The following is a 23,753-nucleotide window of genomic DNA, read 5'->3' as shown; positions in this document are numbered from 1 at the left end:
GAGCGGCAGAAGCACTCGAGCAAGGCATTTACGGCACAAGATGGACGGCCTTAACGACAGCAACAAGTCCCCCGATGCGGACGTAGCACGGACCCGTGGATTGTCTGCGACCATGGGCAGATATTTCGTGCGTTTTCTGTTCCTGCTTGCGATTCTTGCGATAGGTTTGTTCATCGGTGGGTTTATTGTCTTCAGCGATCGCGTCACCACGCTCGATATACCCGATATTACCGAGCCCGCTGACGGTATCGTCGTCCTGACAGGTGGCTATTCACGCATTGAGGGCGCTTTGGAATTGCTCAAGAACAAGCGCGGCGAACGTTTGTTCATCAGCGGCGTGCATCCCTCGACCAAGCGTAGCGAGTTGCAACGCGTCACTGGTGGCGATGCAACATTGTTCGAATGCTGTGTCGATATCGACCGGTCTGCCCTTGATACGGTGGGCAATGCGGTTGAAAGCATTAAATGGGCGAGCGCCAACCATTATAAGCGCGTGATTGTTGTCACCAACAACTACCACATTCCCCGCACCATGCTCGAACTCAGCCGCGCCTCGCAGGAAATCGAATTCATTGCCTATCCAATCACGAACACCAATCTCAAGGAGGGTGACTGGATAACGCGAGGACAGGTAGTACGGGTTCTGCTGATGGAATATATCAAATATCTGGGGGCCATTGTCCGCGCCCAATTGCCTGACAGTTTTTCGAGTGTCACTGATAAATTGCTGCATCAGATCAGGGAATAGCCAATTCCACGTCAGAAACTGGCATATACATGGTGCGTGGTTCGTCTTCGACAAGCTCAGGAAGGGCTCACCACGCATAACGAGCCTGCAACCCTCAACGAGATCTCCATGACAATAATCCGGTCGATCATCTTCAATGTGCTTTTCTACCTGAACCTGATCGTCCAGATGATCATTTTCACGCCATACTATTTTCTCAGCCCGCGTAAACGGGCTTGGGCCATTCCGAAGAATTGGGCGCGGTCAAATCTCTGGCTGCAAAAGGTTTTCGCCGGAACAGATATGGAAATTGAGGGCCTGGAGAATATACCGGATGGCCCCTATATCTGCGCGCCGAAACACCAGTCCTTCTGGGATGCCTACGCGTTCCTGCCCTATATTGCCGACCCGGTTTACATTCTCAAGCGCGAGCTGATGTGGATTCCGCTTTTTGGCTGGTACATCCAGAAAATGAAAATGGTGCCTATTGATCGTGGCAAACGCTCTGCGGCGATGAAGACGGCCGTCAAAGGCGCGCATTTTGCCGTGTCGGGAGGCCGGCAATTGATGATCTATCCCGAAGGCACACGCACCAGTCCGGGAGCCCCGCCCGCTTATAAATATGGTGTTGCACATATATACGGCGAACTTGGCGTTCCGGTTCTGCCTATCGCGCACAATGCAGGCCTCTATTGGCCCCGCCGCAGATTTCTGCGTCACCCCGGGGTTATCCGCTGCCGTATCCTGCCGCCCATCCAGCCCGGAATGGATAATGACGCCTTTTTGAGGAAGCTTCAGGAAGTCACAGAGGCCGCCTGTGACGAATTACTGGTCGAAGCAGCAACCTCCGCCAACCCGCCTCCCATGCCTCCCACCGCCGTCAGGCGCCTCAAAGAACTGGGTGTGGAAATCTAAGCCTTGTTGTGGTCCACCGCAGCGGCCACCGCTTCCATCCAATGGTCGCGTATATTCATCTTGCGCATATGGTCGAGCGTATTATGCACATAGTCCTCATTGCGGCCTGACACGCCCACTGAACCGCATACAGCCTCCGCAGCTTCGGCGACCGAGAGCGACCCCGCATACTGAACATGATTGCGGTCGACAATATAGGTCAAGGCTTCGACCCTCTGGCCATCGGGAAGCCGTATGCCAAGACGGCGCTCAAGATAGACATGAGTGACAAGCTCGCGCTCACGTAGATAGGCCACCACTTCGTCTTCAAGCTCGCCCGGCACGCGAAATGCCATGCCAAGGCAGGAACCACCACGATCCAGGCCGAGTACAAGTCCCGGACGTTCCGGCGTCCCGCGATGCACATAGGAGCGCACGCACAGTGCCCTGCGATAGCCATGAAGACGGGCATGATGCGTCTCTACATGTGCAAAGCCGGGCTTCCACATGAGTGAACCATAGCCAAAGACCCAAAAATCGCCCATATCCATCCCGATAGCTAGTGGTCTGATTCTAACATTTGCATCCCGTTTCGATCACGCTCGCAGCAAATGTTAGAATCAACAAGACCACTAGTAAGCCTATGTTTCTAGTGGAGTTTTCGAATTTGACATTTGTATAACAGTTTGCGATCGGATGGGAATCAAATGTCAAATTCACTCCACTAGATTTGAATCACATCATCTTCTGACCGATAGCGAGAGCCGCACCATGCCGTCAAGCAGCACCACTGAAATCCGCAAGTCGGGGAAGTTTCTCAAATATCTGGCAGGCTTCATCATCTTGCTGGCGATCATCTATACGGGCGGATGGTTTTATCTGGCCAACCAGCTTGAATCGCGTGTGGCAACAAACCTTGCCGCCTTCAAGCAGAAGGGCATCGACGCCACCTGCGACAATGCTGCGGCCAGCGGTTATCCGCTCAGGCTTGGCCTTGAGTGCACCAAAGTCGGCTGGGCCGATCAGGCGAAACAGCTTTCCGTCGTGGCAGGCAGTTTCAACGCCGCTGCACAGATTTACGATCCAATGCGCATTGTCAGCCAGATCGAAGGACCAGCCGCTATCGATGCGCCCGGCATGGTTCCCTTGGACATTACCTGGAAAGATCTTGGCTCCAGCGTCCGCCTCGATAAGCCGCTGCCCAAGCAGATTTCGGTTCAGGGCAATGATATTGTTGTCAATCAGCGCAATGCGGCGGCAGGGAGCGCGCCCATTGCCATCATGAAGGGTGGAAAGCTTAGCTTTTCAACCACTGAGCCAAAAATGAACATCGCGTGGTCATTTGAAAAGCTGAAAATCGCAGACAATATCGTTTATGAGCATCCCCTGCCTGAGCTGACGGGCGCCGCCGATATTGAGCTGGAAAATGGCTTTGCGCTTCTGGCAAAGCCTGAAAGAGATATAACGATTCTGCGTGGTCAATCGGGATTGTTGAACAATGTCGATCTGGGCTTTGCCGACGGCAGCGGCATTGCGATTTCCGGTCCGTTCTCAGTCGATAATGAAGGCCGGATCAGCGGCGATTTCAACGTGACCATGCGCAATCCGGAAGGTGTCGCCCAGGCAATGCGCGGCATTCTGCCTGGCGAAGAAAACACAATCTCATCCGTACTTCAGGCGATGGCTTTCGTGCCTAAAGATGCAAACGGCGCACCGACACTTCCCATTACCGTGAAAAACGGGAAAATGTCGGTGGGTTTCATCCGTATCGGGCGTCTGCCCTCTCTATGAGGGCGGCGTTGCCTTCTGGCGTCCGAAATCCGGTGCGTCGATTTCCTGCCCTGCATCGATAATACCGCGCCGCACGGCACGTGTGCGGGTAAAAAGATCAAACAGCGCGTCGCCATCGCCCCAGCGCACAGAGCGCTGCAATGATGCAAGATCCTCGGAAAAACGCGCCAGCATTTCGAGGATCGCGTCCTTGTTGTGCAGGCACACATCGCGCCACATCGTCGGATCGGATGCGGCAAGGCGAGTGAAATCACGAAAACCGGAAGCCGAGTATTTGATGACCTCGGAATTGGTGACTTCTTCCAGATCGCTGGCTGTACCGACGATATTATAGGCGATCAGATGCGGCAGATGGGAAACAATCGCCAGAACCCGATCATGATGCGCCGGATCCATCGTGTCTAGCCGCGAGCCGCAGGCCTCCCAGAATGTCTTCAGCCTTTCGATGGCAGTCGCATCAGTGCCCTCAAGCGGCGTCAGAATACACCAGCGATTGATAAACAGGTCGGCAAAACCGGCATCGGGACCTGAATATTCCGTTCCCGCCAGCGGATGCCCTGGAATGAAATGCACATTTGCAGGCAGTTCTGGCTGCATCTGCGCAATGACAGAGCTTTTGGTTGATCCCACATCGGTTACGATTGCGCCGGGCTTCAAGAAACCGGCAATCTGCTTTGCAACGGCGCCGGAGGAGCCAACCGGGACGGAAACCACGACGAGGTCGGCATTCTTGACGGCTTCACCACTATCAAGCGTATAAGCATCGCCGAGACCAAGTTCTTTGGCCCGTGCCAGTGTGCTTTCACTGCGTGTGGAAATGATGACATGGTCGGCCAGACCTTCGCGTTTGATCACGCGTGCCAGTGACGATCCGATCAGGCCAATGCCGATCAGTGCGATTGTATTGAAATGAGGCTTGGACATTTTTTACTTCAGGAATTCGGAGAGTGCAGCGACTACGCCGCGATTGGCTTCTTCGGATCCAATGGTAAGGCGCAACGCGTTGGGAAATCCGTATCCCGCAACGCGGCGCAAAATATAGCCCTTGCTCGTCAGATAGGCGTCTGCCGCTTCTGCCGATTTGGCCGCGTTGTCAGGAAAATGCACAAGCAGGAAATTTCCCACCGATGGCGTTACCCGCAGGCCAAGCTCTGTCAGCTGCTCCGTCAGCCAAGGGAGCCATTTTTCGTTGAACGCAATCGCCTGATCGACATGCGTCCGATCACGGATCGCGGCAGCACCGGCCAGAATGGCGGCGGAATTCAGATTAAATGGCCCACGTATCCGGTTAACGGCATCGACCACATGGGCAGGCGCGAACATCCAGCCGATGCGCAAAGCTGCAAGCCCGTGAATTTTCGAGAATGTGCGTGTCATCACCACATTTTCAGATGATGAAACAAGCTCTACGCCAGATTCGTAATCATTGCGGCGAACATATTCCGCATAGGCCGCATCGAGAACCAAAAGCACATTCTTTGGCAGTCCCGCATGCAGGCGGCGCACTTCTTCGAAAGGCAGATAGGTGCCGGTCGGATTGTTCGGATTGGCAAGAAACACGATTTTCGTGCGCGTCGTCACCGCATTCAATATTGCGTCAACTTCAGCCTGCTCGTTCTTTTCGCGGGCGACAACAGGCGTTCCGCCGGCAGCCATGATGTAGATTTTATACACCATGAAACCATGTTCGGTATAAATCGCTTCGTCGCCGGGCGCGAGATAGGTCTGGCACAGCAAGCCAAGCAATTCATCGGAGCCATTGCCGCAAAGAATATTTCCGGCATTCAGGCCGTGTACTTCCGCGATGGCCTGCTTCAGGGCATTGGCCTGACCATCGGGATACATTTCAAGATTTCTTGCCGCAGCCCCAAATGCTTCAATGGCAAGTTTGCTCGCGCCAAGCGGAGATTCATTCGATGACAGCTTATAAACCTTGGCAACACCATGCGCATGTTCCTTGCCGGGCACATAGGCCGCAATATCAAGCAAACCGGTTTTTGGTGTTGGACGTAGGTCTTGCAATGTCGTTGACATGATTGTTCATCCGTTAAGCGGCAAAAATCTCCGTCGCGGACATAACTGTCTGGAGACGAGATGTCGAGAACAACTTGACTTTGGCCCATGCGCGACCATAGCTACGCCCCAATCTGTTTCAGCAGGACTCTACGCCAATCAGCACCAATATGACCAAAGCCACCCGACCTACCGCTTATAAAGCACCGAAAAGTCAGGAAGCGACGAATCCCCACAGTCCAGTGGTTGAATTTGGCGCGGATAAGCCTTTGAATCTCGACAGCGGTGTATCGCTTTCGCCTTTTCGCATTGCCTACCAGTCTTATGGCACGCTCAATGAGGATAAATCCAACGCGATCCTGATTTGCCATGCTCTTACCGGCGATCAGCATGTGGCGAATGTCCATCCGGTCACCGGCAAATCGGGCTGGTGGGAATTGCTCGTTGGCCCCGGCAAACCAATCGATACGGATCGTTATTTCGTTCTTTGTTCAAATGTTCTTGGCGGTTGTCTCGGCTCAACCGGTCCCGCTTCGATCAATCCGGCCACCGGCAAGCCCTATGCGCTTGATCTTCCCATCATTACAATTGCCGACATGGTGCGTGCACAGGCAATGCTGGTCGAGCATTTCGGTATTGAGCAGCTTTTTGCCGTTGTCGGCGGTTCCATGGGCGGCATGCAGGTTCTGGAATGGGCGTCCAGCCATTCCGACAAGGTTTTCGCAGCCGTAGCGCTGGCCACCGGCGCGCGCCATTCTTCGCAGAACATAGCCTTCCACGAAGTCGGGCGTCAGGCCGTCATGGCCGATCCAGAATGGAAAGAAGGCCGTTATCTCGAAGCTGGCACGGTGCCCCGCAAGGGGCTTTCTGTCGCCCGCATGGCGGCCCACATCACCTATCTGTCGGAAACCGCCCTGCACAACAAGTTCGGGCGTAACCTGCAGGACCGGCAGAATGTGACGTTCGGATTTGATGCGGATTTTCAGATCGAGAGCTATCTGCGCCATCAGGGCAATACATTTGTCGAGCGTTTCGACGCCAACTCATACCTCTATATGACGCGTGCCATGGATTATTTCGATCTGGCCGCTGAGCATGAGGGCAGACTTGCCGATGCCTTTGCCGGGTCAAAGACCCGTTTCTGCATCGTCTCCTTCACAAGCGATTGGCTGTTCCCAACCAGCGAGAGCCGCACAGTTGCCCATGCGTTGAATGCGGCGGGCGCTTCCGTTTCATTCGTTGAGATCGAATCGGATCGCGGCCATGATTCGTTCTTGCTGGACGAACCGGAGATGTTCTCGGCCGTCAACGGCTTCCTGCGCTCTGCAGCGCGCGCAAAGGGGCTTCTTCCATCATGAGTATCAATAGTCATCCCCGCGTTGATTTTGCCGTCATCGCTTCACTGATCGAGCCTGGTTCGCGTGTGCTGGACGTAGGCTGCGGCGATGGTGAATTGCTGGAACTGTTGCAGACCACCAAGGGCGTGGATGGGCGCGGCGTCGAGCTTTCGCAAAAGGGCGTCAACGAATCTGTTGCCCGGGGCCTTTCTGTCATTCAGGGCGACGCTGACAGCGATCTGAAATATTACCCGGATGGCGGGTTTGATTATGTGATCCTCAGCCAGACTTTGCAGGCAACCCGCAATCCTAAATATGTTCTGACCGAGCTTTTGCGCATCGGCGAAAAGGCAATTGTCTCGTTTCCCAATTTCGGCCACTGGCGCATGCGCGCGTCGCTGGCCATTAATGGGCGCATGCCGGTTACCAAAGAGCTGCCCTATAGCTGGTATGACACACCAAACATCCACTTCTGCACCATCAATGATTTTGTCGACATGACAAAAGAAGTCGGCGCCCACGTTGAATCAGCCGTTGCGCTGAATGCTCTGGGTCAGCGTCTCGGCTTCAATATGCCCTGGGGCTTCTGGAATCTTTTCGGCCAACAGGCAGTGTTCCTGCTCCGCCGTTAATCTTCTTTCGGACCATCGCGCCGCATAGCAGTGCCTTGCGGTGAAAGCACGGGCACAAAGACGCGCCGGGACGAACGCTTGGCCACCGGCAGGCCCTGATAGACACGCTTTTGCGCTTCCACGATCAGCACGCCTGAAAACATTGGCCAGAACCGCCTGCCCATTCTCTCAAACAATGCGGAGGGCCGCATCATCGCGCGGCGCGATGATGGCGGAAAGAACAAGGCTTCGCCCCATGGACCGGGGGTAAAATTGGTTTCTCGCAAAAGCCGGATTAGCTGGCCTCGGCTATAGGGCCTGCCACTGCCGAAGGGCGTATGCTCGAAGCGAGCCCATAATCCGCGCCGATTGGGTACGACGATCACCAGGCGGCCATTGGGAGCCAGCACACGCCACATTTCCTTCAATGTCTCGCGTGGGTCCTCCGCATGTTCCAAAGCATGAATAAGCAACATTCTGTCAACTGCGGAATCCGGCAGGGGAAGCTCTTCCTCGAAAACCAGTGCTGTCGATGAAGGCTCAAGTGGCGGCCAGCTTGCGGCACCCTGCCCCGCTGGCATGAAGGCAAAGGTGCGCTCCGTATCGCTTCTGAAGCGATCAAGGTAAGGCGCGGCATAGCCGAGCCCGACGAGACGCTCACCCGGGAGCTTGGGCCACATGGCAGCAAGCGCCATGGTGATCGAACGCTCCGCCAGATGACCAAGGGTTGATGCGTAGAAAGTGCGAAGATCGATGATATCGAGATGCATAGTGGGCAAACTACCACGCTAATCAATAACATCAAGAAAATGCCGGTCTCGTGGCTTGCGCATCCACGGCAGCGGCTTATCTTGGTTCTGACAGGAATAAAGAGAAGCTATATGTCCAATTTGCAGATCGAACAGTTTAACGCCCGAAGCGATAATTTCGGCGTTCTCATCCATGACCCGGAAACAAATCTCACTGCGTCTATCGATGCGCCGGAAGAGCAACCAATTCTCGATGCGCTCAAGCGCCGCGGCTGGAAACTAACGCATATTCTGACCACTCATCATCACAATGATCACATCGAAGCAAATCTCGCTTTGAAGAAGCGCTTTGGCGTTGAGATCGTCGGTCCGGAAGCTGAGAAATCGCAAATTCCGGGTATTGATCGCACATTGAGTCACGGTGACCATTTTCAGTTCGGCAGTTTTGAGATTGAGGTGATTTCCACTCCCGGTCACACAAACGGGGAAATCTCGTTCTTTATCCCTGCCGCGAAGGTTCTCTTTGCTGGCGATACATTATTTTCCCTTGGTTGCGGGCGACTGCTGGAAGGCACGCCGGCGACCATGTTCGAATCGTTGCAAAAGCTCGTCGCTTTGCCCGGCGATACGCAGGTCTATTGCGGACATGAATATAGCGAAAGCAATGCGCGTTTTGCCTTGTCAATCGACCCTGATAATTCGGCGTTAAAAGAGCGAGCCAGGGAAATTACAGCGCTTCGCGCAGCAGGTCAGCCTACATTGCCAACCACCATATTGCGCGAAATGGCCACCAATCCGTTCCTGCGCTGGCATGATCCCGTCATTCGCAAAAACCTCAAAATGGAAAATGCCAGCGATGAGGCTGTCTTTACCGAAATACGCAAACGGAAGGATCATTTCTGATGGATCTTACCGCACAACAGATCAAAGACATTCTCGGGCTTGAACCTCATCCGGAAGGTGGCGCCTATATCGAAACATTCCGCGATAACAAGGCGGAACCGCAGGTCTGTAAGCGCGGATATTCCACCGCGATCTATTTCCTCCTTTCCAAGGGGGAAATATCCAGATGGCACCGCGTCAAGGACGCATCGGAGGTCTGGCACTATTATGGCGGCGCGGCGCTGGAACTTTCCATAACCTCTGGCAAAGAACCCGTGACCACCCAAATACTCGGAATGGACCTTGCCAATGGGCAACGCCCACAGGCGGTTGTTCCCGCAGGGCACTGGCAGATGGCGAAAAGCCTTGGCGACTGGACGCTGGTTGGCTGTACAGTCGCTCCGGGCTTCAACTTTGCTCAATTCGAATTGGCTGAACCCGGCTGGGAGCCTTGATTTTTCTTGAGCAGCATATCCTTGGCAGCAAGCACCGCGCCTGAAGTGATCAAGGCACATGCAAGCAATACCCGTGTCGTTGGCTCGGTCACACCAGCAATGATCAATACAAGCGTCGATAGCAGAGGCGCGGCATAGCTGGATGCCCCCAGCACCTGAATATTGCCGCGCTTGACACCGTAATCCCATACGTAGAACGCAGCGCCGACCGGAAAAAACCCGAGTCCCAAAACTGCCAACCACTGAACAAGCCCTTCCGGCCATATGGTCTGCTCAAGAAGCAGATGAGAGATCAGTGAGAGGATCGACGTTGCGATGCAAAAACCCGTTACCGCATCGGTCGGCACCTCGGCAAAACGTCGTGAGAGCAGCGAATAAGCCGCCCATGTGAGCGCGCAAAGGCCCGCCATCGCATAGCCGAAACTATATTGCGGATCGAAACCGAGCCCGCCGCCTTTTGTGATGATCAGGACAGTGCCGGACAGGCCAAGCAGCGTCCCAACAATGTGAAACCAGCGCAGACGTTCCCCCGGCATCAGCGCCGAACCAACCACGATGAACAGAGGCCACAGATAGGCGATGAGGCTTGCATCGATCGCCGGTGCATTACGCAGCGCGGTAAAATAAAGAAAATGATAGCCAAAGAGCCCGACAACCCCGAGCATCCAGACTTTCAATGGCTGGCGCAAATGTCTGGCCGCGCCCGGACGCCACAACCATGAGACCAGTCCAAGGCAAGCACCGATGGCAAATGTCATTGCGGTCAGCTGGAATGGCGGCACCTTGCCTGACACATCCGTGAACAGTGCGAGCATCGCCCACATAATGACCGCAAGAAATCCGATGAATGTAGCCACGCCGCCCCCAAATCAACAGGCGGCGCTCAGCCGCTTACTGCGTCTTTTCGAAACGGGTCGCGTAAACTGTCACCGTGCCGATTTGCGTGCCGATTTTCGCCTGCACCGGCGAATAGATACCGGACTTGCCTAATGATGCAAAGGTCATACTGATCTTGCTGGAGTTTTTCAGATATTCAATGGCTTTCCGGCCCGATTGATAGCCGGAAATCGGGATAAACTTGGCAGTACAGGTAATAGCATCACCCTTGAAACCGTTGGTTGCGAAAGGCCTGGATCCGCCCTCCGGCGAAAGCTTGAGATCAATGCGGGTCTGACCGTCATACATTTGCAATGTCCTGGAACAGACCTGATCGAGATTGTCTGCCGCGACCATGACGCCGGAAATGGGATCGGCAACAGATTTCAGATCATCGGGTTTCAATTCGACCCAGTTTTCTTTCTTCTTGATTGGGGGCACATTGACCGTCTCCGTCACATTGCCGTCTGTGAACGCAATTGATGTCGTCTTGTTGCGCTTGCCGTGCTTGTATTTCACCGCATAGGAGCTTGGAACCGGCCCGGCCTTGCCATATTGCCCCTTGGCATCAAGTGTACCGCTCGTATCGTCAAAGAGGCTGCCCAGTCCGGAACTCATCAATTCGCCGCTGACCTCATAGGCATGACTGTCGGAGACATTCGTTGAAAAATTGGCTTTCGCAATGGTTAGCCCATAGAGCGAAACCCTGTATTCGGACTTATAGGCCTGCGCAGCATTGGCGGCACCGGCCATCATGATCGCGCATGCGGCTAGACTGACCGCCACCAGTGCTCGCTTGGAGGAACGCCCTCCGGCTTTCATTTGTCGTATTCCCATCTAACACCCGTCCTTGATGGTAACTGCTCGTTTATAAAGCAGGCAAAGTTGTGTTAAACACCCCATGATCCTGACGAAATGCACAGTGCATGGAGCAAACAGCGTAGATATACACTTGACGCGTAGGGCTCATATCACTATAGAAACGCAACTTCCCAATAGGCCGCCTTTCCGAAAGCTGAGCCGCTGCGTGGCAACATGCGATGGCACCAGACAGAATTTGGATCGGCGGGAATGAAATTTAAAGGTGAGACCCAATGTCCCGCACATGTGAATTGACCGCAAAGTCGGTCCAGTACGGCAACAATGTGAGCCACGCGAACAATCGTACGCGCCGCCGCTTTTTGCCAAATCTTTGCCAGGTAACGCTGATCTCCGAAGCTTTGGGTCAGAGCTATCGTCTGCGCGTTACAGCCCATGCGCTTCGCAGCGTTGAGCATCGCGGTGGTCTGGATGCGTTCTTGGTCAAGGCTGACGAGAAGGAGCTGTCACAGCGCGCTCGTCTTCTCAAGCGCCAGATTGCCAAGAAGCTTCTTGAAGCTCCGGTTGCTGCTGCTTAATCAGCGCTTCTTCATTGCTTGATCATCGGGGCCAGCATATGCTGGCCTTATTGTTGCTGGTTCCATTACCCAGGATAAAAAAATGCCGCTCAGCCGCGCTTATTCCCTGTCTGATTTTGTTTTGCCCGTTCTGGCCATGTGCGCAGTCGTGGCTGCGTCCAATATTCTGGTGCAATATCCATTCCATCATTTTGGTTTGGGCGAAATTCTCACCTATGGCGCGTTCACCTATCCGATAGCTTTTCTGGTCAATGATCTTTCGAATCGCAGGTTTGGTCCTGTCTTTGCCCGGCGCGTTGTCTATGCAGGTTTTGCCATTGCCGTTGTTTTGTCGATCTGGCTTGCGACACCCCGTATCGCCATCGCATCCGGCACGGCGTTCCTCACGGCCCAGCTTCTCGATATAACTGTCTTCAACAAGCTGCGTCAGCTGACATGGTGGAAAGCCCCCTTCGCTTCCGCAATCTTCGGATCATTGCTCGACACCTTGCTGTTCTTTTCTATCGCTTTTGCCGCACGCTTTGCCTGGATTGATGCCATAACGGGCCAGCCCGATTCGTCACTGGCAATGCCAGTGCCGTTCTTCGGTATGGAAATTCCCCTATGGGCATCGCTGGGCTTCGGTGACCTCTTGGTCAAGATCGTCATGGCCGTGGTTATGCTGGTGCCCTACGGCGCGATCCTCGCCATTTTCGCCCCTGCCATCTACTCGGCTAGCCGAAATTCCAGATAAAGATTTCTTTGCACAACTGAGAAATTATCGTCCGATATCATCGAGACGCGGGTAGAGCCATCAGCGGCCTGCCAGACATCCAGCCCCTCCATATTGTCGATCTGGTAGCTTAGATCGGCATTGAAGATTATCCGTCCATCAACGGTCGCATCCGGCTTGATCATATCGCCCGGAATTAGCCGAAGGCGTACGCTTATGCCGGTTATGAAGCTGTATTTGCGCTCAAGCAGCAAAAGGTCGCCACCCGGCAGAAAGTCGCCATCGCTTATATCAAAGCCATCCCTGCGCTGGACATAGAATATTCCTTTTCGCGGCCCTTCAAGCACAGCAGCAAAGGCATTGCCCGCCTTGTTCAGGCTCATCTCAGTCACGGCCACGCGTGCACCACGTAGAGGACCATCAGGAGGCGAATAGGCAATGGTCTCAATGCCGCGATTGGTTCTTAGCTCTTCTTTTGGAATGGGCAGCGGCAGAATCTTCGGCCGCGAGGCGAATTTCTCCAGATCAAGTTCATATTCGGCGATCCGATGATTGCGTTCAAAAGAAACCGTGGCCTTCTGGCCGGAGATATTCATGCCTTCTGCATCGGAATCCCGTTTGCCGTCGAGAGGCAAACCGTTTTCATCCAAGATTGGCGCCAGCACATAATCGTCGATCATTGTCGGCCTGCCCTCGGCATCGCGCAAAATCTTGCCCGCATACCAGGAGCCGGTATCGGTAATACCAAGAAAGCGATGTCCGGCATCAAGGAAATGAAATGCGGACATGCTGCCAAAGCGGGCATTTGTCGATGACATATCCAAACCACCGATAAATTCGAGCGGTCCGAAGCGGGTTTCAGCCGAACCCAGTTGGAAATTGGAGATGATACGGGATTTGATTTGTAGAGGCGAAACGCCCTCTTGCGCCAAGGCCGTGTTGGTAGCCGCCGCAGCAAAGATCATGATCAACCAGACGCGCCAGCAACGTAGCGCAACTGATTTCATCTTATCGGCGTCCAGCTTTTTTGGCTGCCGCGCGTCCTTGCTCTTCAAACAGGGAAGCGAGTTGTTCGGTCATCGCACCGGCCAGCTCTTCTGCATCGACAATCGTCACTGCACGGCGGTAATAGCGCGTCACATCATGACCAATACCGATGGCAATAAGCTCGACTGGCGATTTGGTTTCAATCTCTTCAATCACCGCACGCAAATGCCGCTCAAGATAATTGCCCGGATTGACCGATAAGGTGCTGTCATCAACGGGAGCACCATCGGAAATCATCATCAGAATACGGCGCTGTTCAGGACGCGCCAGCAGACGTTGATGCGCCCAGATCAGCGCCTCACCATCGATATTTTCCTTCAGCAGCCCCTCGCGCATCATCAGGCCGAGATTGCGCCGTGAGCGCCGCCATGGGGCGTCAGCGCGCTTGTAGACGATATGGCGCAGATCATTCAGCCGGCCTGGATTGGCCTGTTTGCCCCGCTCCAGCCAAGCTTCACGGGCCTGTCCGCCTTTCCACGCCTTTGTGGTGAAGCCGAGGATTTCAACCTTCACGCCGCAACGCTCCAGCGTACGTGCCAAAATATCGGCACAGGTCGCAGCAACGGTAATCGGGCGACCACGCATGGAGCCGGAATTATCGATCAGCAGCGTAACCACGGTGTCGCGGAAATCCGTGTCGCGCTCCATCTTGTAGGAGAGGGGCTGAGTGGGATCGATAACGACGCGCACAAGGCGGGCGCTGTCGAGATATCCCTCTTCCAGATCGAAGTCCCAGGAACGGTTCTGCTGCGCCATCAGGCGGCGCTGAAGCCTATTGGCCAGACGCCCGACAACGCCGGATAGGTTGGCAAGCTGCTTGTCGAGGAATGCACGCAGACGCTCCAGTTCAGCTTCGTCACAAAGCTCTTCCGCGTCGGTCGTCTCGTCAAATTCCTGCGTATAGACCTTATACCCGCTTTCAGCCCCAAGATTGGAGAAAGGCTGGTTAGGGCGCCTTGCTTCGCCCGGAATCTCCGCATCAGCGTCCGAATCTTCATCCATATCATCAGATGAAGCATCGGCAGCCTCGGTCTCGCCCGCCTGACTATCGTCGCTGGATGTCTCGGAATCATCATTTTCGGATGAATCGCTGCCTTCGTCCTCGTCGGAGCCGCCCTCATTGTTTTCTTCAGGCTCGGGCTGGTCTTCTTCGTTGCTCTGGCTGTCGTCGTCTTGGCTTTCCTGCGCCAGTTCTTCCGCCATTTCCATTGAGGCCAGCATTTCGCGCACAACGCGCGCAAATGCATTCTGATCATTGATCTTGTCGGACAGATGATCAAGATCGGTGGCGGCTTTCTCTTCGATCCAGTCGCGCCACAGGTCGAGCACATTGCCCGCTGATTCCGGTGCCTTGCGCCCCGTCAGCTTTTCACGCACCAGCAAGGCGACAGCTTCTTCAAGCGGAGCTTCTGCCTTGTCCGTGATCGCAGGAAAATTGGCGCGGGCATATTTGTCCGCCAGCATGGAGTTCAGATTTTCCGCCACGCCTTCCATGCGCAAAGAGCCGATAGCTTCGACGCGAGCCTGTTCGACCGCGTCGAAGATTGCCCTCGCCTGCTTGCCTTCCGGCGCAAGTGTCGCGTGAATGCGATCATTATGGCATGCCTGACGCAATGCCATCGAATCGCCAATGCCGCGCGTGACCGCTATGTCATTGGCACTCGGACGTTTGGGCAGATCAGGAAGCCGTGCCCGGTGGCCGGTCAGCGCAGGCTTGTCATTGCCGAAGCCGACTTCCAGCTCATGATCGCCGGCAATTGCACGCATACAGGCCGTGACAGCGCGCTTGAAGGGCTCGCTATCAACCGGACCTTTCGGTACCGCACGTAAATTGTCTCCCGGACCTGCCATCTTCTGCTGTGCTCTTAGCTCATAACCACATTGGCTGTGGATTCAGGCAGTTCCTTGCCAAAGGCACGCTGATAGAACTCGGCAACGATTGGACGCTCCAATTCATCGCACTTGTTCAGGAAGGTCAGGCGGAATGCAAAACCGACATCCTTGAAGATATCGGCATTTTCAGCCCAGGTGATCACCGTACGCGGGCTCATCACTGTCGAAAGATCGCCATTGATGAATGCTGCACGGGTCATATCGGCAACGCGGACCATCTTGGAGACGATCTCCATGCCTTCCTTGTTCTGATAATGCTTGGCCTTGGCAGCAACGATTGCCACCTCATTGTCATGCGGCAGATAGTTGAGCGTCGTCACGATCGACCAGCGATCCATCTGCGCCTGATTGATCTGCTGCGTGCCGTGGTAAAGACCGGTCGTATCGCCGAGACCGACCGTATTGGCCGTAGCGAACAGGCGGAAGGCAGGGTGCGGACGGATAACGCGGCTTTGATCCAGAAGCGTCAAGCGGCCGGATGATTCCAGCACGCGCTGGATAACGAACATAACATCCGGACGACCGGCATCATATTCGTCAAAAACCAGAGCAACATTATGCTGGTAGGCCCAAGGCAGAATGCCGTCGCGGAATTCTGTAACCTGCATGCCCTCTTTCACCACAATTGCATCCTTGCCGACCAGATCGATACGGCTGACGTGACTGTCGAGATTGACGCGAACGCAGGGCCAGTTGAGGCGCGCAGCGACCTGTTCAATATGCGTGGATTTACCCGTGCCATGATAGCCGGAAACCATAACGCGCCGGTTGAAGGCAAAACCTGCCAGAATGGCCAGCGTCGTTGCCTTGTCGAACAAATAGTCCGTGTCGATTTCCGGGACATAGGCATCGCCGGCCTTATAGGCCGGGACCATCATGTCGGATTGGAATCCGAAAAGCTTTTCTACAGAAACCGTTGTATCCGGCAAATTCGCAATATCGCGATCAACCTTATTCATCATGCCTCCAGCGCGACTGCATGCGCAGACGCATAAAAATAGCGAACCCCGCAACGAGATTCTGAATTCAGCCCATGAGTGGTTAGCAGAAACCAGCCGTCTTGAGCAATTGATAGGCCTGGATTACGTCACGGAAACGATCCTCGGAAGCCCGATCACCGCCGTTTGCATCGGGGTGGTGGCGCTTCACCAGTTCTTTATAGCGCGACTTTATATCTTCGCCAGTGGCTTTTGCACCTAGTCCAAGCGTATCCAGCGCTTTTGACTCCAGCGGCTTCAATTTGCGCACATGGACACGTGCATTATTGAAAACACTATTGGGATCCCGGAACCTGTTTTGGTAGGCAGCACGCCCCGATCGCAATTTGGAAAAATCCGGCGATGTCTTGGCGCTTGCACTGGCCTGCGCGCGGGTGCTGGCGCTTGGCCCTGCCCCGCTGCCCGGCAATCCTGCAACAGTCCATGTCGGGCGATCGCCCGTCAGCGCTTCCTTCTGGTAGCGCGCAACCTCTGCATCAGACAGGCCGGAGAAATAATTATAGCCTTTATTATACTCGCGCACATGGTCGATGCAGAAATGGAAGAACTCGCCTTCCTTTTCGCGGCCCACGGGAGCGCGGTGCGGACCAGGTTTCTCACAGCCGTCCCACTGGCATATGGGCGTGCGCGATTTCTCCTCTTCCGCCTTTTTCGGGCGGATACGGATGCTGTCGAAATATTTAGAGCTTGTCGTCATCGAATACGTTTATCTTGGCTTGGCGTGAATTGACATTCGGACATGATTTATGACCTAACGCCTGAAATGGCGGTAAATTTATGAACATGTTCGGATTTGCCAAATGAAACTACCATATGGGCGCAGGAGAATGAAATGTCCACTCAGTCCGCGATCGAAAACAAACTGACACAGGCTTTCCATCCCGTTTCATTGGCTGTCATCAATGAAAGCCACCTTCACGCAGGCCACCATCATTCTGACAGCGAGCATCATGGCACATTTGACGGTTCAGGCGAAACGCATTTTCGCGTGCGGATTGTCGCGGAGGCTTTTTCCGGCATGTCGCGTGTCGAACGCCACCGCGCAATCAATGAAGTTCTCGAAGCAGAATTGAAGGGAAGCGTCCATGCCTTGGCGCTTGAACCAGCAGCGCCCGGCGAAGCAACACGGCGGTAAAAAGCTCAACTAAAGTGTGACTTGCAATTCCTGAAAAGCATTGCGACAGGAAACTGCATACATCCAGTGCGTCGAACCACGCACTGGATGTATGCAACTAATATTCAGTCCTGCACCAGTTGCCGCTTCAATCGCGCAATCATTCCAACTTGCAATTCACTCGGCTCACCGTAGGCTGATGCGGTCTGTTGCAGCATGTCGATCAATTGCAGCCGTTCTCTTCTCGTCAGGCGTTCGCGCAGCATGGGTGCCATTTCATCAGCCATGGGCGAAAAAAATCCCCGCTGCTTGGTATAAGTCCAGGCCTTTCGAAACAATGCGTCTGGATCTTCGATCTGAAGCGTTTCGCTAATCAGTTCCAGAATCTTCATCTTTTCGTCTGCGGTCACCGGGGCGCCCGTCCGCACAAGCTGAATCATCAAGACCGCAGCGGCCAGACGCGGGTCTTTTATACGGCTATAGGGCGAACCGATCAGATTCTGAAAACTGAACTTTGCCTTCCGTTGCAGGCCTTTCGTGTCGCGATCAAGATCGCGTACTGCCCTGACAGTCGAATGGGCTCGCAGGGTCCAGAATAAAACAACAGCCGCCAAACCGATAATCGCAATGAGAATATGCATTTTAATCCCAGTTATATGAACCTGAATGCCTCGTGAACTACCGCGCCTTTGGTTTGTCCTCACCTTCAATCGGCCGGATGCGCAGTCGCGTTATTCTGTTTTTTTCCCGCTTGATGATCGTAAACCGCTTGCCATGGAACGTATAAGCCTGTTTTTCCTTTGGAATGCTCTGCGTCTGATGGATCACAAACCCTGCAATGGTTGTCGCCTCCGTATCGGGCAGATTCCAGTCGAGCGCGCGGTTAAGGTCGCGTATCGGCACGGACCCGTCGACAAGGATTGAGCCATCCGGCTGCGGGCGAACACCCTGCACGTCAATGTCATGCTCGTCGGCAATATCGCCAACGATCTCCTCAAGAATATCTTCCAGCGTGATCAGCCCCTGCACGTCGCCATACTCATCGACGACAATGGCAATATGTGCCTTGCGCCGCAAAAACGCATTGAGCTGATCCTGGAGCGTGGTCGTATCCGGCACGAACCAGGGCTTTGTCGCAACCTTCATAATATTGATCTTCGAGAAGTCGCGATTGGCATCCCTGATCGCCCGTACAAGGTCCTTCGCGTGGACAACCCCGACAAAATTATCGTTCGTGCCTCTCCACACAGGAATACGCGTATGATGGCTGGCAAGGATTTCGGTGATGATCGTCTCGATTGGATCATCGGCATTGACCGAATCCATATCGGTGCGGTGGATCATGACGTCGTAGACTTCAAGCTCGCGCAGATCGAGCAAGCCACCAATCTGGTCCCTGTCGCCCTTCACCACGGAACCTTCCTTGTGGAGCAGGTCGACCGCACCGCGCAGCTCTTCCTGCGCCGAAAACATTGAAATTCCCGCAGCAAGATTGATCCCGAAAATCGCAAGTATATTGCGTACGATCCAGTTCACCAGATCGGAAAGAGGACCGAATATCCAGACTGCAAGCTGCGCAAACCGCACCAGCGAAAGCGAATTGCGTTCGGGACTCGATATAGCCCAGGATTTTGGCAAAACCTCCGCAAAGATCACAAGGAGAACGGTCATGATGGCTGTCGCATAGGCCACACCAGCCTGCCCGAAAATATCAAGCAACATGCTGGTCATTAGCGACGATGCGAGAATATTGATGAGATTATTGCCGATCAGCATGACGCCGATCAGCCTGTCGCGTTTCTCGATGAGATTTTCGACAATGCTTGCACGCCCGTCGCCGCGGTTCGCCAGCCGATGCATGCGTGCCCGCGACACCGCAGTCAATGCCGTTTCGGACCCTGAAAAGAGAGCGGACATCAGGATCAAACCCAAAATAACCCCGCAGAAAATCCAGAGTTCCAAGGTCATGCTGGATGTTTCTCCTTCAGGAAGCTCAAGACCGCCGATGGTGGAACATCTTTGGCGATGAATGACTGACCGATACCGCGCGTGAGAATAAAGGTCAGCGTACCACGCGTCACCTTTTTATCCTGCGCAATATATTCCATCAATTTTTCCGCTGGCGGAAGCTGGCCTTGTATCTCGTTGATAGATACCGGCAGGCCGACATCGCGCAGATGCTTTTCCACCCGCAAAGCATCATCCGGGCTGGCCAGATTCATTTTGGCCGAAAACTGATGCGCCAGAACCATTCCGATGGAAACGCCCTCACCATGAACAAGGCGTGAGGAATCATATTTGGTTGCTGTCTCCAGCGCATGGCCGAATGTGTGGCCAAGATTGAGCAGCGCCCTGTCTCCCATCTCGAACTCGTCGCGTTCAACGACATCGGCTTTTGACTGGCACGCTATGGCAATCGCCTGGGTCCGTTCCGGCCCTCCATCGAAAATCCCGCGCCAGTTGGCCTCCAGCCAAGCGAAAAAATCCGGACGGTCGATCAGACCATATTTGGCAACTTCCGCATAACCTGCACGAAATTCACGTAGAGAGAGCGTGTTGAGCACATCCGTGTCGGCCAGAACCAGCTGGGGCTGATAGAACACGCCGACAAGGTTCTTGCCATGCGCCGTGTTAATTCCGGTCTTGCCGCCCACGGAACTATCCACCTGCGCCAGCAATGAGGTTGGTATCTGCACAAAGCCCATGCCGCGCCGCGCAATGCCAGCCGCAAAACCGGCAAGGTCACCAATGACACCGCCACCGAAAGCAATGACAATATCGCCGCGTTCTAGCCGCGCCGCTAGAATGGCGTTGGTAACAGTCTCCAGCGTCGCGAAACATTTTGATTGCTCGCCCGGGGCAACCACCACCGGCGTCGATTCTATTCCTGCGGCAGTGAGCCCCGCTTGCAACCGCTCCAGATGCAGCCCGGCAACTGTCTCGTCGCTGATGATGGCCGCCCGCATTGTCTTGCCTGCCCGTGAGACGATCTCTTGTCCTGCACGCTCAATCAAACCGCCACCAATCAATATGTCATAGGAACGATCGCCGAGCTTGACGGGAACGATTGTGCTTGTCGCTTGATCCGTCATGACCCGGCCTCCTCATCCGTTTTTGTCTCGTTGGAGAGGGCTTGCCCGCCCAGATGCCCTGCAATGGCCTGCATCGCTTCGAAAGCGATGATTTCTTTCTTTTCTTCGCGCGAATTGATCGTGAGATCGGCATATGCATAGATTGGATAGCGCTCGCCCATCAGCCGCTCCATCACACCGCGCGGATCACTGTTCTTCAGCAATGGACGGTTCTGCTTGCGTACGACACGCGACATCAAGACATCAAGCTCTGCTTTAAGCCATACGGAGATACCGGTGGATGCTATGGCGCTTCGCGTCTGCTCGTTCATATAGGCACCGCCTCCTGTTGCCAGGACAATCGGCCCCTCTTCCAGCATGCGTGCAATGACCCGCCGTTCAAGATCGCGAAATTCGGCCTCGCCATAGGCTTCGAAAAGCTCGGGGATCGACATTGTCGAGACCTTTTCAATCTCGTGATCCGCGTCGAAAAAGGGCAGTTCCACCAGCGAGGCCAGTTTCTTTCCCACTGTCGACTTACCTGCACCCATGAGGCCGACAAGCACGATTGAACGCGCGCCAAGCCGCTCGCGGATGGATTTTGCCAGCTCAGATGTTTCATCTGGCAGAGTTGTGTCTTCCGTCGTATTCATGATTGCGTTTCGACAGTAAAACCTTGGTCCAGTCAAGCAGACTATGGCTTTAAGGACCATCGATGTTCCATTTTACATCAATAGTGTGCGTGGCTCGACAGGCCTACCATAAGAGAAGTTGCGGATTGTAGGGATCTACACTCGCCTGTGGTGATCATTTTGGTTGCAAATCGCAATCTCGCCTCATGGTGAGCTTGTCGAACCACGCAGAACGCCAGTGCAGCAACTCAGCCATTCACCAAATTATTAAGAGTTTGCGTCCAAGATTATGGAACCGACCAATGCAGCCTGTTCGATAGAGAAAATGCCGACACTCACGCGACTTATCATTGTCCTCGCCATCCTTACGGGGCTTGTCTATGCCGGGATGGTCGCGCTTGTGACCTTTGTTCACCCCACCCAGACCGAGATGACCATTCGCGTGCCGAGCGAAAAGCTCAATCCGAAACCCCAGCAACCAAAGTAAAAATCATGCGCGCTTCAGCAGCCATCGAGAATTTTCTTGAAATGATGAGCGCCGAAAGAGGAGCTGCGCAGAACACGCTCGACTCCTACAGGCGAGACCTTGAGGATGCCGCATCCTTCAGCGCTGGCACCGGCACACAGCTGCCCCTGGCGGAGCCGGTCACCATTCGCACTTATCTTGACGATATTGCCAATCGCGGCTTTGCCGCCACCTCGCAGGCCCGCAGGCTTTCGGCACTTCGTCAGTTCTTCCGCTTTCTTTACATGGAGAACATCCGCGCGGACGATCCCACCAGCACATTTGACGCCCCGAAGAAGGATCGTTCCCTGCCGAAAATCATGAGCGAAGCCGATGTGGAAAAGCTGCTTGCCCGGGCGGAAGTGGAAACGCTCGATGCAAAGGCTTCAAACACGGTACATTTCCAGGCTTTGCGCCTCCATGCGCTGCTTGAAATACTTTATGCAACCGGCTTGCGCGTTTCTGAACTTGTCGGCCTGCCTGTCACTGTTGCGCGCTCCGACAATCGCTTTTTGATGGTGCGGGGTAAGGGATCAAAGGACCGTATGGTCCCGCTTTCCGGCAAAGCCCGCATCGCCATGATGAAATATCTTGAACTGCGCGACGCCCTGCCCGGCCTTTGCGACAGTCCGTGGCTCTTCCCGGCAGTCTCGGAAAGCGGCTTTCTGGCGCGTCAGGTCTTCGGACGCGACCTCAAAGGGCTTGCAGCTCGCGCTGGCCTGAAGACCTCCGCGATTTCACCCCATGTCCTGCGTCACGCATTCGCCAGTCACTTGCTCCAGAACGGTGCTGATCTGCGGGCGGTACAGCAATTGCTTGGCCATTCGGATATTTCTACCACGCAGATTTATACGCATGTCATGGAAGAGCGGCTGCACCAGCTTGTCACCAAGCACCATCCATTGGCCGATTAACACCACACCTTTGCCGGAATTCACCGTATAAGTTGCGTGGCTTATGCCTCATCTGAGGCATGGTTCCTTGACATGCGCGCTCGCAACAGCCAGTTAGGCTTTGAAAAATCCACCTTTTTGCAGGCAGATATTCAGTCCATGTACAACTATCTTGATTTTGAAAAGCCGGTTGCCGATCTCGATGGCAAGATTCTTGAGCTGAAAAAGCTTGCAGAAGAAGGCGGCGCGCTCGACACCAATGACGAGATCGCGCGGCTTGAAAGACGCTCCGGCGATGCATTGCGCGATCTTTATCGCAAATTGACGCCTTGGCAGAAGGCGCAGATCGCACGTCATCCGGACCGGCCCCATTGCGTGGATTATATTGCAAGGCTCTTTACCGATTTCACACCGCTGGCAGGTGATCGCAACTATGCCGATGATGATGCGGTTCAGGCTGGTCTTGCCCGCTTTAATGGTCAGGCCGTTGCAGTCATTGGACAGGAAAAAGGCAGCGATACCAAAACGCGCCTCAAGCACAATTTTGGCATGGCCATGCCCGAAGGCTACCGCAAGGCCGTGCGCATCATGGAACTTGCAGACCGGTTCAACCTGCCCGTGCTGACGCTTGTTGATACGGCGGGCGCATTTCCAGGCATCGCCGCCGAGGAACGCGGCCAGGCCGAGGCCATTGCCCGCTCAACTGCCGCCTGCCTCAATGTGAAGGTGCCAATCGTTTCCGTCATCATCGGTGAAGGCGGCTCCGGCGGCGCTATCGCGATTGCCACGGCCAACCGCGTCTACATGCTCGAACATTCCATCTATTCGGTTATTTCGCCCGAAGGTGCCGCGTCTATTCTCTGGCATGATTCGACCAGAGCCAAGGATGCGGCCACATCAATGCGCATCACTGCGCAGGATCTTTACGAATTGAAGATCATTGACGGCATTATTCCGGAGCCTCTCGGCGGCGCCCATCGCGGCCGGGATGCAGCAATAGAAGCGACTGGAAACATCATCAATGTCGCGCTGAAATCCATGAGCAATATGGATCGCGATGCTTTGCGTCAGGACCGCCGCGAGAAGTATCTGGCCATCGGCCGCAATCTTTAGGAATAAATAGTTGCGGTTTTTTTGGAAACCGGCTTGCATTTAC

At 54.5% G+C, this 23,753-nt stretch carries 27 protein-coding genes; 13 read left to right on the top strand and 14 right to left on the bottom strand.

Annotation, left to right across the window (positions count from 1 at the left end):
- Positions 1-112 precede the first annotated feature (112 nt).
- Complete coding sequence (locus tag ACTJI9_RS21705) at positions 113-748, top strand: YdcF family protein (RefSeq protein WP_440810891.1); 636 nt, start codon at positions 113-115, stop codon at positions 746-748.
- A gap of 108 nt (positions 749-856) precedes the next feature.
- Positions 857-1,642, top strand: coding sequence for a lysophospholipid acyltransferase family protein (locus ACTJI9_RS21700; protein WP_440810889.1), 786 nt, complete (start codon positions 857-859; stop codon positions 1,640-1,642).
- Here ACTJI9_RS21700 and ACTJI9_RS21695 read toward each other — a convergent pair.
- Positions 1,639-2,166, bottom strand: a complete 528-nt coding sequence (locus ACTJI9_RS21695; RefSeq protein WP_115055583.1) for a gamma-glutamylcyclotransferase — start codon at positions 2,164-2,166, stop codon at positions 1,639-1,641. The genes ACTJI9_RS21700 and ACTJI9_RS21695 overlap by 4 nt on opposite strands.
- A 226-nt stretch (positions 2,167-2,392) precedes the next feature.
- Between ACTJI9_RS21695 and ACTJI9_RS21690 the strand changes: the two genes are divergently transcribed.
- A complete protein-coding gene (locus ACTJI9_RS21690; RefSeq protein ID WP_440810885.1) occupies positions 2,393-3,412 on the top strand; it encodes a DUF2125 domain-containing protein in 1,020 nt (339 codons plus the stop codon).
- On the opposite strand, the gene ACTJI9_RS21685 is transcribed toward ACTJI9_RS21690, so the two are convergent.
- A complete protein-coding gene (locus ACTJI9_RS21685; protein WP_115055509.1) occupies positions 3,407-4,336 on the bottom strand; it encodes a prephenate/arogenate dehydrogenase family protein in 930 nt (309 codons plus the stop codon). The two genes, ACTJI9_RS21690 and ACTJI9_RS21685, sit on opposite strands and share 6 nt — an antisense overlap.
- Before the next feature lie 3 nt (positions 4,337-4,339).
- Positions 4,340-5,446 carry a histidinol-phosphate transaminase gene (hisC, locus tag ACTJI9_RS21680; protein WP_440810883.1) on the bottom strand — a complete coding sequence of 369 codons (1,107 nt, stop codon included), beginning with the start codon at positions 5,444-5,446 and terminating at the stop codon, positions 4,340-4,342.
- Between the two features lie 149 nt (positions 5,447-5,595).
- Between hisC and metX the strand changes: the two genes are divergently transcribed.
- Both metX and metW read left to right on the top strand, forming a co-directional pair.
- The gene (gene metX, locus ACTJI9_RS21675) at positions 5,596-6,783 is read left to right on the top strand and encodes a homoserine O-acetyltransferase MetX (protein ID WP_307280375.1); all 1,188 of its coding nucleotides are present in this window, start codon (positions 5,596-5,598) and stop codon (positions 6,781-6,783) included.
- A complete protein-coding gene (gene metW, locus ACTJI9_RS21670; RefSeq protein ID WP_115055513.1) occupies positions 6,780-7,394 on the top strand; it encodes a methionine biosynthesis protein MetW in 615 nt (204 codons plus the stop codon). Before metX ends, metW begins: the two co-directional genes overlap by 4 nt.
- Here metW and ACTJI9_RS21665 read toward each other — a convergent pair.
- On the bottom strand, positions 7,391-8,143 hold the full coding sequence (locus ACTJI9_RS21665) for a class I SAM-dependent methyltransferase (protein ID WP_115055515.1): 753 nt from the start codon (positions 8,141-8,143) through the stop codon (positions 7,391-7,393). The two genes, metW and ACTJI9_RS21665, sit on opposite strands and share 4 nt — an antisense overlap.
- A gap of 111 nt (positions 8,144-8,254) precedes the next feature.
- Between ACTJI9_RS21665 and gloB the strand changes: the two genes are divergently transcribed.
- Both gloB and ACTJI9_RS21655 read left to right on the top strand, forming a co-directional pair.
- A complete protein-coding gene (gene gloB, locus ACTJI9_RS21660) occupies positions 8,255-9,025 on the top strand; it encodes a hydroxyacylglutathione hydrolase (protein WP_307280382.1) in 771 nt (256 codons plus the stop codon).
- On the top strand, positions 9,025-9,459 hold the full coding sequence (locus ACTJI9_RS21655; RefSeq protein ID WP_115055517.1) for a cupin domain-containing protein: 435 nt from the start codon (positions 9,025-9,027) through the stop codon (positions 9,457-9,459). The genes gloB and ACTJI9_RS21655 overlap by 1 nt, the downstream gene beginning before the upstream one ends.
- Here ACTJI9_RS21655 and yddG read toward each other — a convergent pair.
- Both yddG and ACTJI9_RS21645 read right to left on the bottom strand, forming a co-directional pair.
- Complete coding sequence (gene yddG, locus ACTJI9_RS21650) at positions 9,423-10,316, bottom strand: aromatic amino acid exporter YddG (protein ID WP_440810878.1); 894 nt, start codon at positions 10,314-10,316, stop codon at positions 9,423-9,425. The two genes, ACTJI9_RS21655 and yddG, sit on opposite strands and share 37 nt — an antisense overlap.
- A 34-nt stretch (positions 10,317-10,350) precedes the next feature.
- Positions 10,351-11,172, bottom strand: coding sequence for a DUF3108 domain-containing protein (locus tag ACTJI9_RS21645; protein WP_336442336.1), 822 nt, complete (start codon positions 11,170-11,172; stop codon positions 10,351-10,353).
- Between the two features lie 257 nt (positions 11,173-11,429).
- On the opposite strand from ACTJI9_RS21645, the gene rpmB reads away from it, so the two are divergent.
- A complete protein-coding gene (gene rpmB / locus ACTJI9_RS21640) occupies positions 11,430-11,732 on the top strand; it encodes a 50S ribosomal protein L28 (protein WP_008127961.1) in 303 nt (100 codons plus the stop codon).
- Positions 11,733-11,814: 82 nt separating this feature from the next.
- Positions 11,815-12,465, top strand: coding sequence for a queuosine precursor transporter (locus ACTJI9_RS21635; RefSeq protein WP_336442335.1), 651 nt, complete (start codon positions 11,815-11,817; stop codon positions 12,463-12,465).
- Here ACTJI9_RS21635 and ACTJI9_RS21630 read toward each other — a convergent pair.
- The 4 genes from ACTJI9_RS21630 to ACTJI9_RS21615 all read right to left on the bottom strand — a co-directional run bounded on the left by ACTJI9_RS21630 (position 12,438) and on the right by ACTJI9_RS21615 (position 17,079).
- Complete coding sequence (locus ACTJI9_RS21630) at positions 12,438-13,451, bottom strand: esterase-like activity of phytase family protein (RefSeq protein ID WP_440810874.1); 1,014 nt, start codon at positions 13,449-13,451, stop codon at positions 12,438-12,440. The genes ACTJI9_RS21635 and ACTJI9_RS21630 overlap by 28 nt on opposite strands.
- A gap of 1 nt (position 13,452) precedes the next feature.
- A complete protein-coding gene (gene cobT, locus ACTJI9_RS21625) occupies positions 13,453-15,342 on the bottom strand; it encodes a cobaltochelatase subunit CobT (protein ID WP_440810872.1) in 1,890 nt (629 codons plus the stop codon).
- Positions 15,343-15,356: 14 nt separating this feature from the next.
- Entirely contained in the window at positions 15,357-16,343 is a 987-nt protein-coding gene (cobS, locus tag ACTJI9_RS21620) for a cobaltochelatase subunit CobS (RefSeq protein ID WP_115055529.1), read from the bottom strand.
- An 82-nt stretch (positions 16,344-16,425) separates the two neighbouring features.
- Entirely contained in the window at positions 16,426-17,079 is a 654-nt protein-coding gene (locus tag ACTJI9_RS21615; protein ID WP_115055531.1) for a J domain-containing protein, read from the bottom strand.
- Between the two features lie 135 nt (positions 17,080-17,214).
- On the opposite strand from ACTJI9_RS21615, the gene ACTJI9_RS21610 reads away from it, so the two are divergent.
- On the top strand, positions 17,215-17,517 hold the full coding sequence (locus ACTJI9_RS21610; protein ID WP_115055533.1) for a BolA family protein: 303 nt from the start codon (positions 17,215-17,217) through the stop codon (positions 17,515-17,517).
- 104 nt (positions 17,518-17,621) lie between these two features.
- On the opposite strand, the gene ACTJI9_RS21605 is transcribed toward ACTJI9_RS21610, so the two are convergent.
- Genes ACTJI9_RS21605 through ACTJI9_RS21590 form a run of 4 tightly spaced genes read right to left on the bottom strand, consistent with a single transcriptional unit; the run spans position 17,622 to position 21,223 of the window.
- Positions 17,622-18,137, bottom strand: a complete 516-nt coding sequence (locus tag ACTJI9_RS21605; RefSeq protein ID WP_440810869.1) for a TerB family tellurite resistance protein — start codon at positions 18,135-18,137, stop codon at positions 17,622-17,624.
- A 37-nt stretch (positions 18,138-18,174) separates the two neighbouring features.
- Positions 18,175-19,464, bottom strand: a complete 1,290-nt coding sequence (locus tag ACTJI9_RS21600; protein WP_307280415.1) for an HlyC/CorC family transporter — start codon at positions 19,462-19,464, stop codon at positions 18,175-18,177.
- Complete coding sequence (gene aroB / locus ACTJI9_RS21595; RefSeq protein ID WP_354347297.1) at positions 19,461-20,588, bottom strand: 3-dehydroquinate synthase; 1,128 nt, start codon at positions 20,586-20,588, stop codon at positions 19,461-19,463. The genes ACTJI9_RS21600 and aroB overlap by 4 nt, the downstream gene beginning before the upstream one ends.
- A complete protein-coding gene (locus ACTJI9_RS21590; RefSeq protein ID WP_440810948.1) occupies positions 20,585-21,223 on the bottom strand; it encodes a shikimate kinase in 639 nt (212 codons plus the stop codon). Before ACTJI9_RS21590 ends, aroB begins: the two co-directional genes overlap by 4 nt.
- Positions 21,224-21,524: 301 nt before the next feature.
- On the opposite strand from ACTJI9_RS21590, the gene ACTJI9_RS21585 reads away from it, so the two are divergent.
- The 3 genes from ACTJI9_RS21585 (at position 21,525) to ACTJI9_RS21575 (ending at position 23,710) form a co-directional block, all read left to right on the top strand.
- A complete protein-coding gene (locus tag ACTJI9_RS21585) occupies positions 21,525-21,686 on the top strand; it encodes a histidine kinase (protein WP_354347293.1) in 162 nt (53 codons plus the stop codon).
- A gap of 5 nt (positions 21,687-21,691) precedes the next feature.
- Complete coding sequence (locus ACTJI9_RS21580; protein ID WP_440810866.1) at positions 21,692-22,618, top strand: site-specific tyrosine recombinase XerD; 927 nt, start codon at positions 21,692-21,694, stop codon at positions 22,616-22,618.
- 138 nt (positions 22,619-22,756) lie between these two features.
- Positions 22,757-23,710 carry an acetyl-CoA carboxylase carboxyltransferase subunit alpha gene (locus ACTJI9_RS21575; protein ID WP_115055591.1) on the top strand — a complete coding sequence of 318 codons (954 nt, stop codon included), beginning with the start codon at positions 22,757-22,759 and terminating at the stop codon, positions 23,708-23,710.
- The last annotated feature ends 43 nt before the right edge of the window (positions 23,711-23,753 follow it).

Origin of the sequence: Phyllobacterium sp. 22552 (assembly GCF_052044585.1) — a bacterium.
In the GTDB taxonomy this organism is placed as follows: Bacteria; Pseudomonadota; Alphaproteobacteria; order Rhizobiales; family Rhizobiaceae; genus Phyllobacterium; species Phyllobacterium ifriqiyense.
Note: the sequence above shows the minus strand (reverse complement) of the source record. Positions and strands in the feature narration are given on the sequence as shown.

Bases quoted from the DNA above. Each gene is read 5' to 3' on its own strand.
- metX (WP_307280375.1), top strand. From the start codon at position 5,596: ATGACCAAAGCCACCCGACCTACCGCTTATAAAGCACCGAAAAGTCAG.
- ACTJI9_RS21690 (WP_440810885.1), top strand. From the start codon at position 2,393: ATGCCGTCAAGCAGCACCACTGAAATCCGCAAGTCGGGGAAGTTTCTC.
- gloB (WP_307280382.1), top strand. From the start codon at position 8,255: ATGTCCAATTTGCAGATCGAACAGTTTAACGCCCGAAGCGATAATTTC.
- ACTJI9_RS21585 (WP_354347293.1), top strand. From the start codon at position 21,525: ATGCCGACACTCACGCGACTTATCATTGTCCTCGCCATCCTTACGGGG.
- ACTJI9_RS21575 (WP_115055591.1), top strand. From the start codon at position 22,757: ATGTACAACTATCTTGATTTTGAAAAGCCGGTTGCCGATCTCGATGGC.
- ACTJI9_RS21645 (WP_336442336.1), bottom strand. From the start codon at position 11,172: ATGGGAATACGACAAATGAAAGCCGGAGGGCGTTCCTCCAAGCGAGCA.
- ACTJI9_RS21630 (WP_440810874.1), bottom strand. From the start codon at position 13,451: ATGAAATCAGTTGCGCTACGTTGCTGGCGCGTCTGGTTGATCATGATC.
- ACTJI9_RS21600 (WP_307280415.1), bottom strand. From the start codon at position 19,464: ATGACCTTGGAACTCTGGATTTTCTGCGGGGTTATTTTGGGTTTGATC.
- aroB (WP_354347297.1), bottom strand. From the start codon at position 20,588: ATGACGGATCAAGCGACAAGCACAATCGTTCCCGTCAAGCTCGGCGAT.
- cobT (WP_440810872.1), bottom strand. From the start codon at position 15,342: ATGGCAGGTCCGGGAGACAATTTACGTGCGGTACCGAAAGGTCCGGTT.
- metW (WP_115055513.1), top strand. From the start codon at position 6,780: ATGAGTATCAATAGTCATCCCCGCGTTGATTTTGCCGTCATCGCTTCA.
- ACTJI9_RS21665 (WP_115055515.1), bottom strand. From the start codon at position 8,143: ATGCATCTCGATATCATCGATCTTCGCACTTTCTACGCATCAACCCTT.
- ACTJI9_RS21695 (WP_115055583.1), bottom strand. From the start codon at position 2,166: ATGGGCGATTTTTGGGTCTTTGGCTATGGTTCACTCATGTGGAAGCCC.
- ACTJI9_RS21685 (WP_115055509.1), bottom strand. From the start codon at position 4,336: ATGTCCAAGCCTCATTTCAATACAATCGCACTGATCGGCATTGGCCTG.
- rpmB (WP_008127961.1), top strand. From the start codon at position 11,430: ATGTCCCGCACATGTGAATTGACCGCAAAGTCGGTCCAGTACGGCAAC.
- ACTJI9_RS21580 (WP_440810866.1), top strand. From the start codon at position 21,692: ATGCGCGCTTCAGCAGCCATCGAGAATTTTCTTGAAATGATGAGCGCC.
- hisC (WP_440810883.1), bottom strand. From the start codon at position 5,446: ATGTCAACGACATTGCAAGACCTACGTCCAACACCAAAAACCGGTTTG.
- ACTJI9_RS21655 (WP_115055517.1), top strand. From the start codon at position 9,025: ATGGATCTTACCGCACAACAGATCAAAGACATTCTCGGGCTTGAACCT.
- ACTJI9_RS21635 (WP_336442335.1), top strand. From the start codon at position 11,815: ATGCCGCTCAGCCGCGCTTATTCCCTGTCTGATTTTGTTTTGCCCGTT.
- ACTJI9_RS21700 (WP_440810889.1), top strand. From the start codon at position 857: ATGACAATAATCCGGTCGATCATCTTCAATGTGCTTTTCTACCTGAAC.
- ACTJI9_RS21605 (WP_440810869.1), bottom strand. From the start codon at position 18,137: ATGCATATTCTCATTGCGATTATCGGTTTGGCGGCTGTTGTTTTATTC.
- ACTJI9_RS21610 (WP_115055533.1), top strand. From the start codon at position 17,215: ATGTCCACTCAGTCCGCGATCGAAAACAAACTGACACAGGCTTTCCAT.
- ACTJI9_RS21615 (WP_115055531.1), bottom strand. From the start codon at position 17,079: ATGACGACAAGCTCTAAATATTTCGACAGCATCCGTATCCGCCCGAAA.
- cobS (WP_115055529.1), bottom strand. From the start codon at position 16,343: ATGAATAAGGTTGATCGCGATATTGCGAATTTGCCGGATACAACGGTT.
- ACTJI9_RS21705 (WP_440810891.1), top strand. From the start codon at position 113: ATGGGCAGATATTTCGTGCGTTTTCTGTTCCTGCTTGCGATTCTTGCG.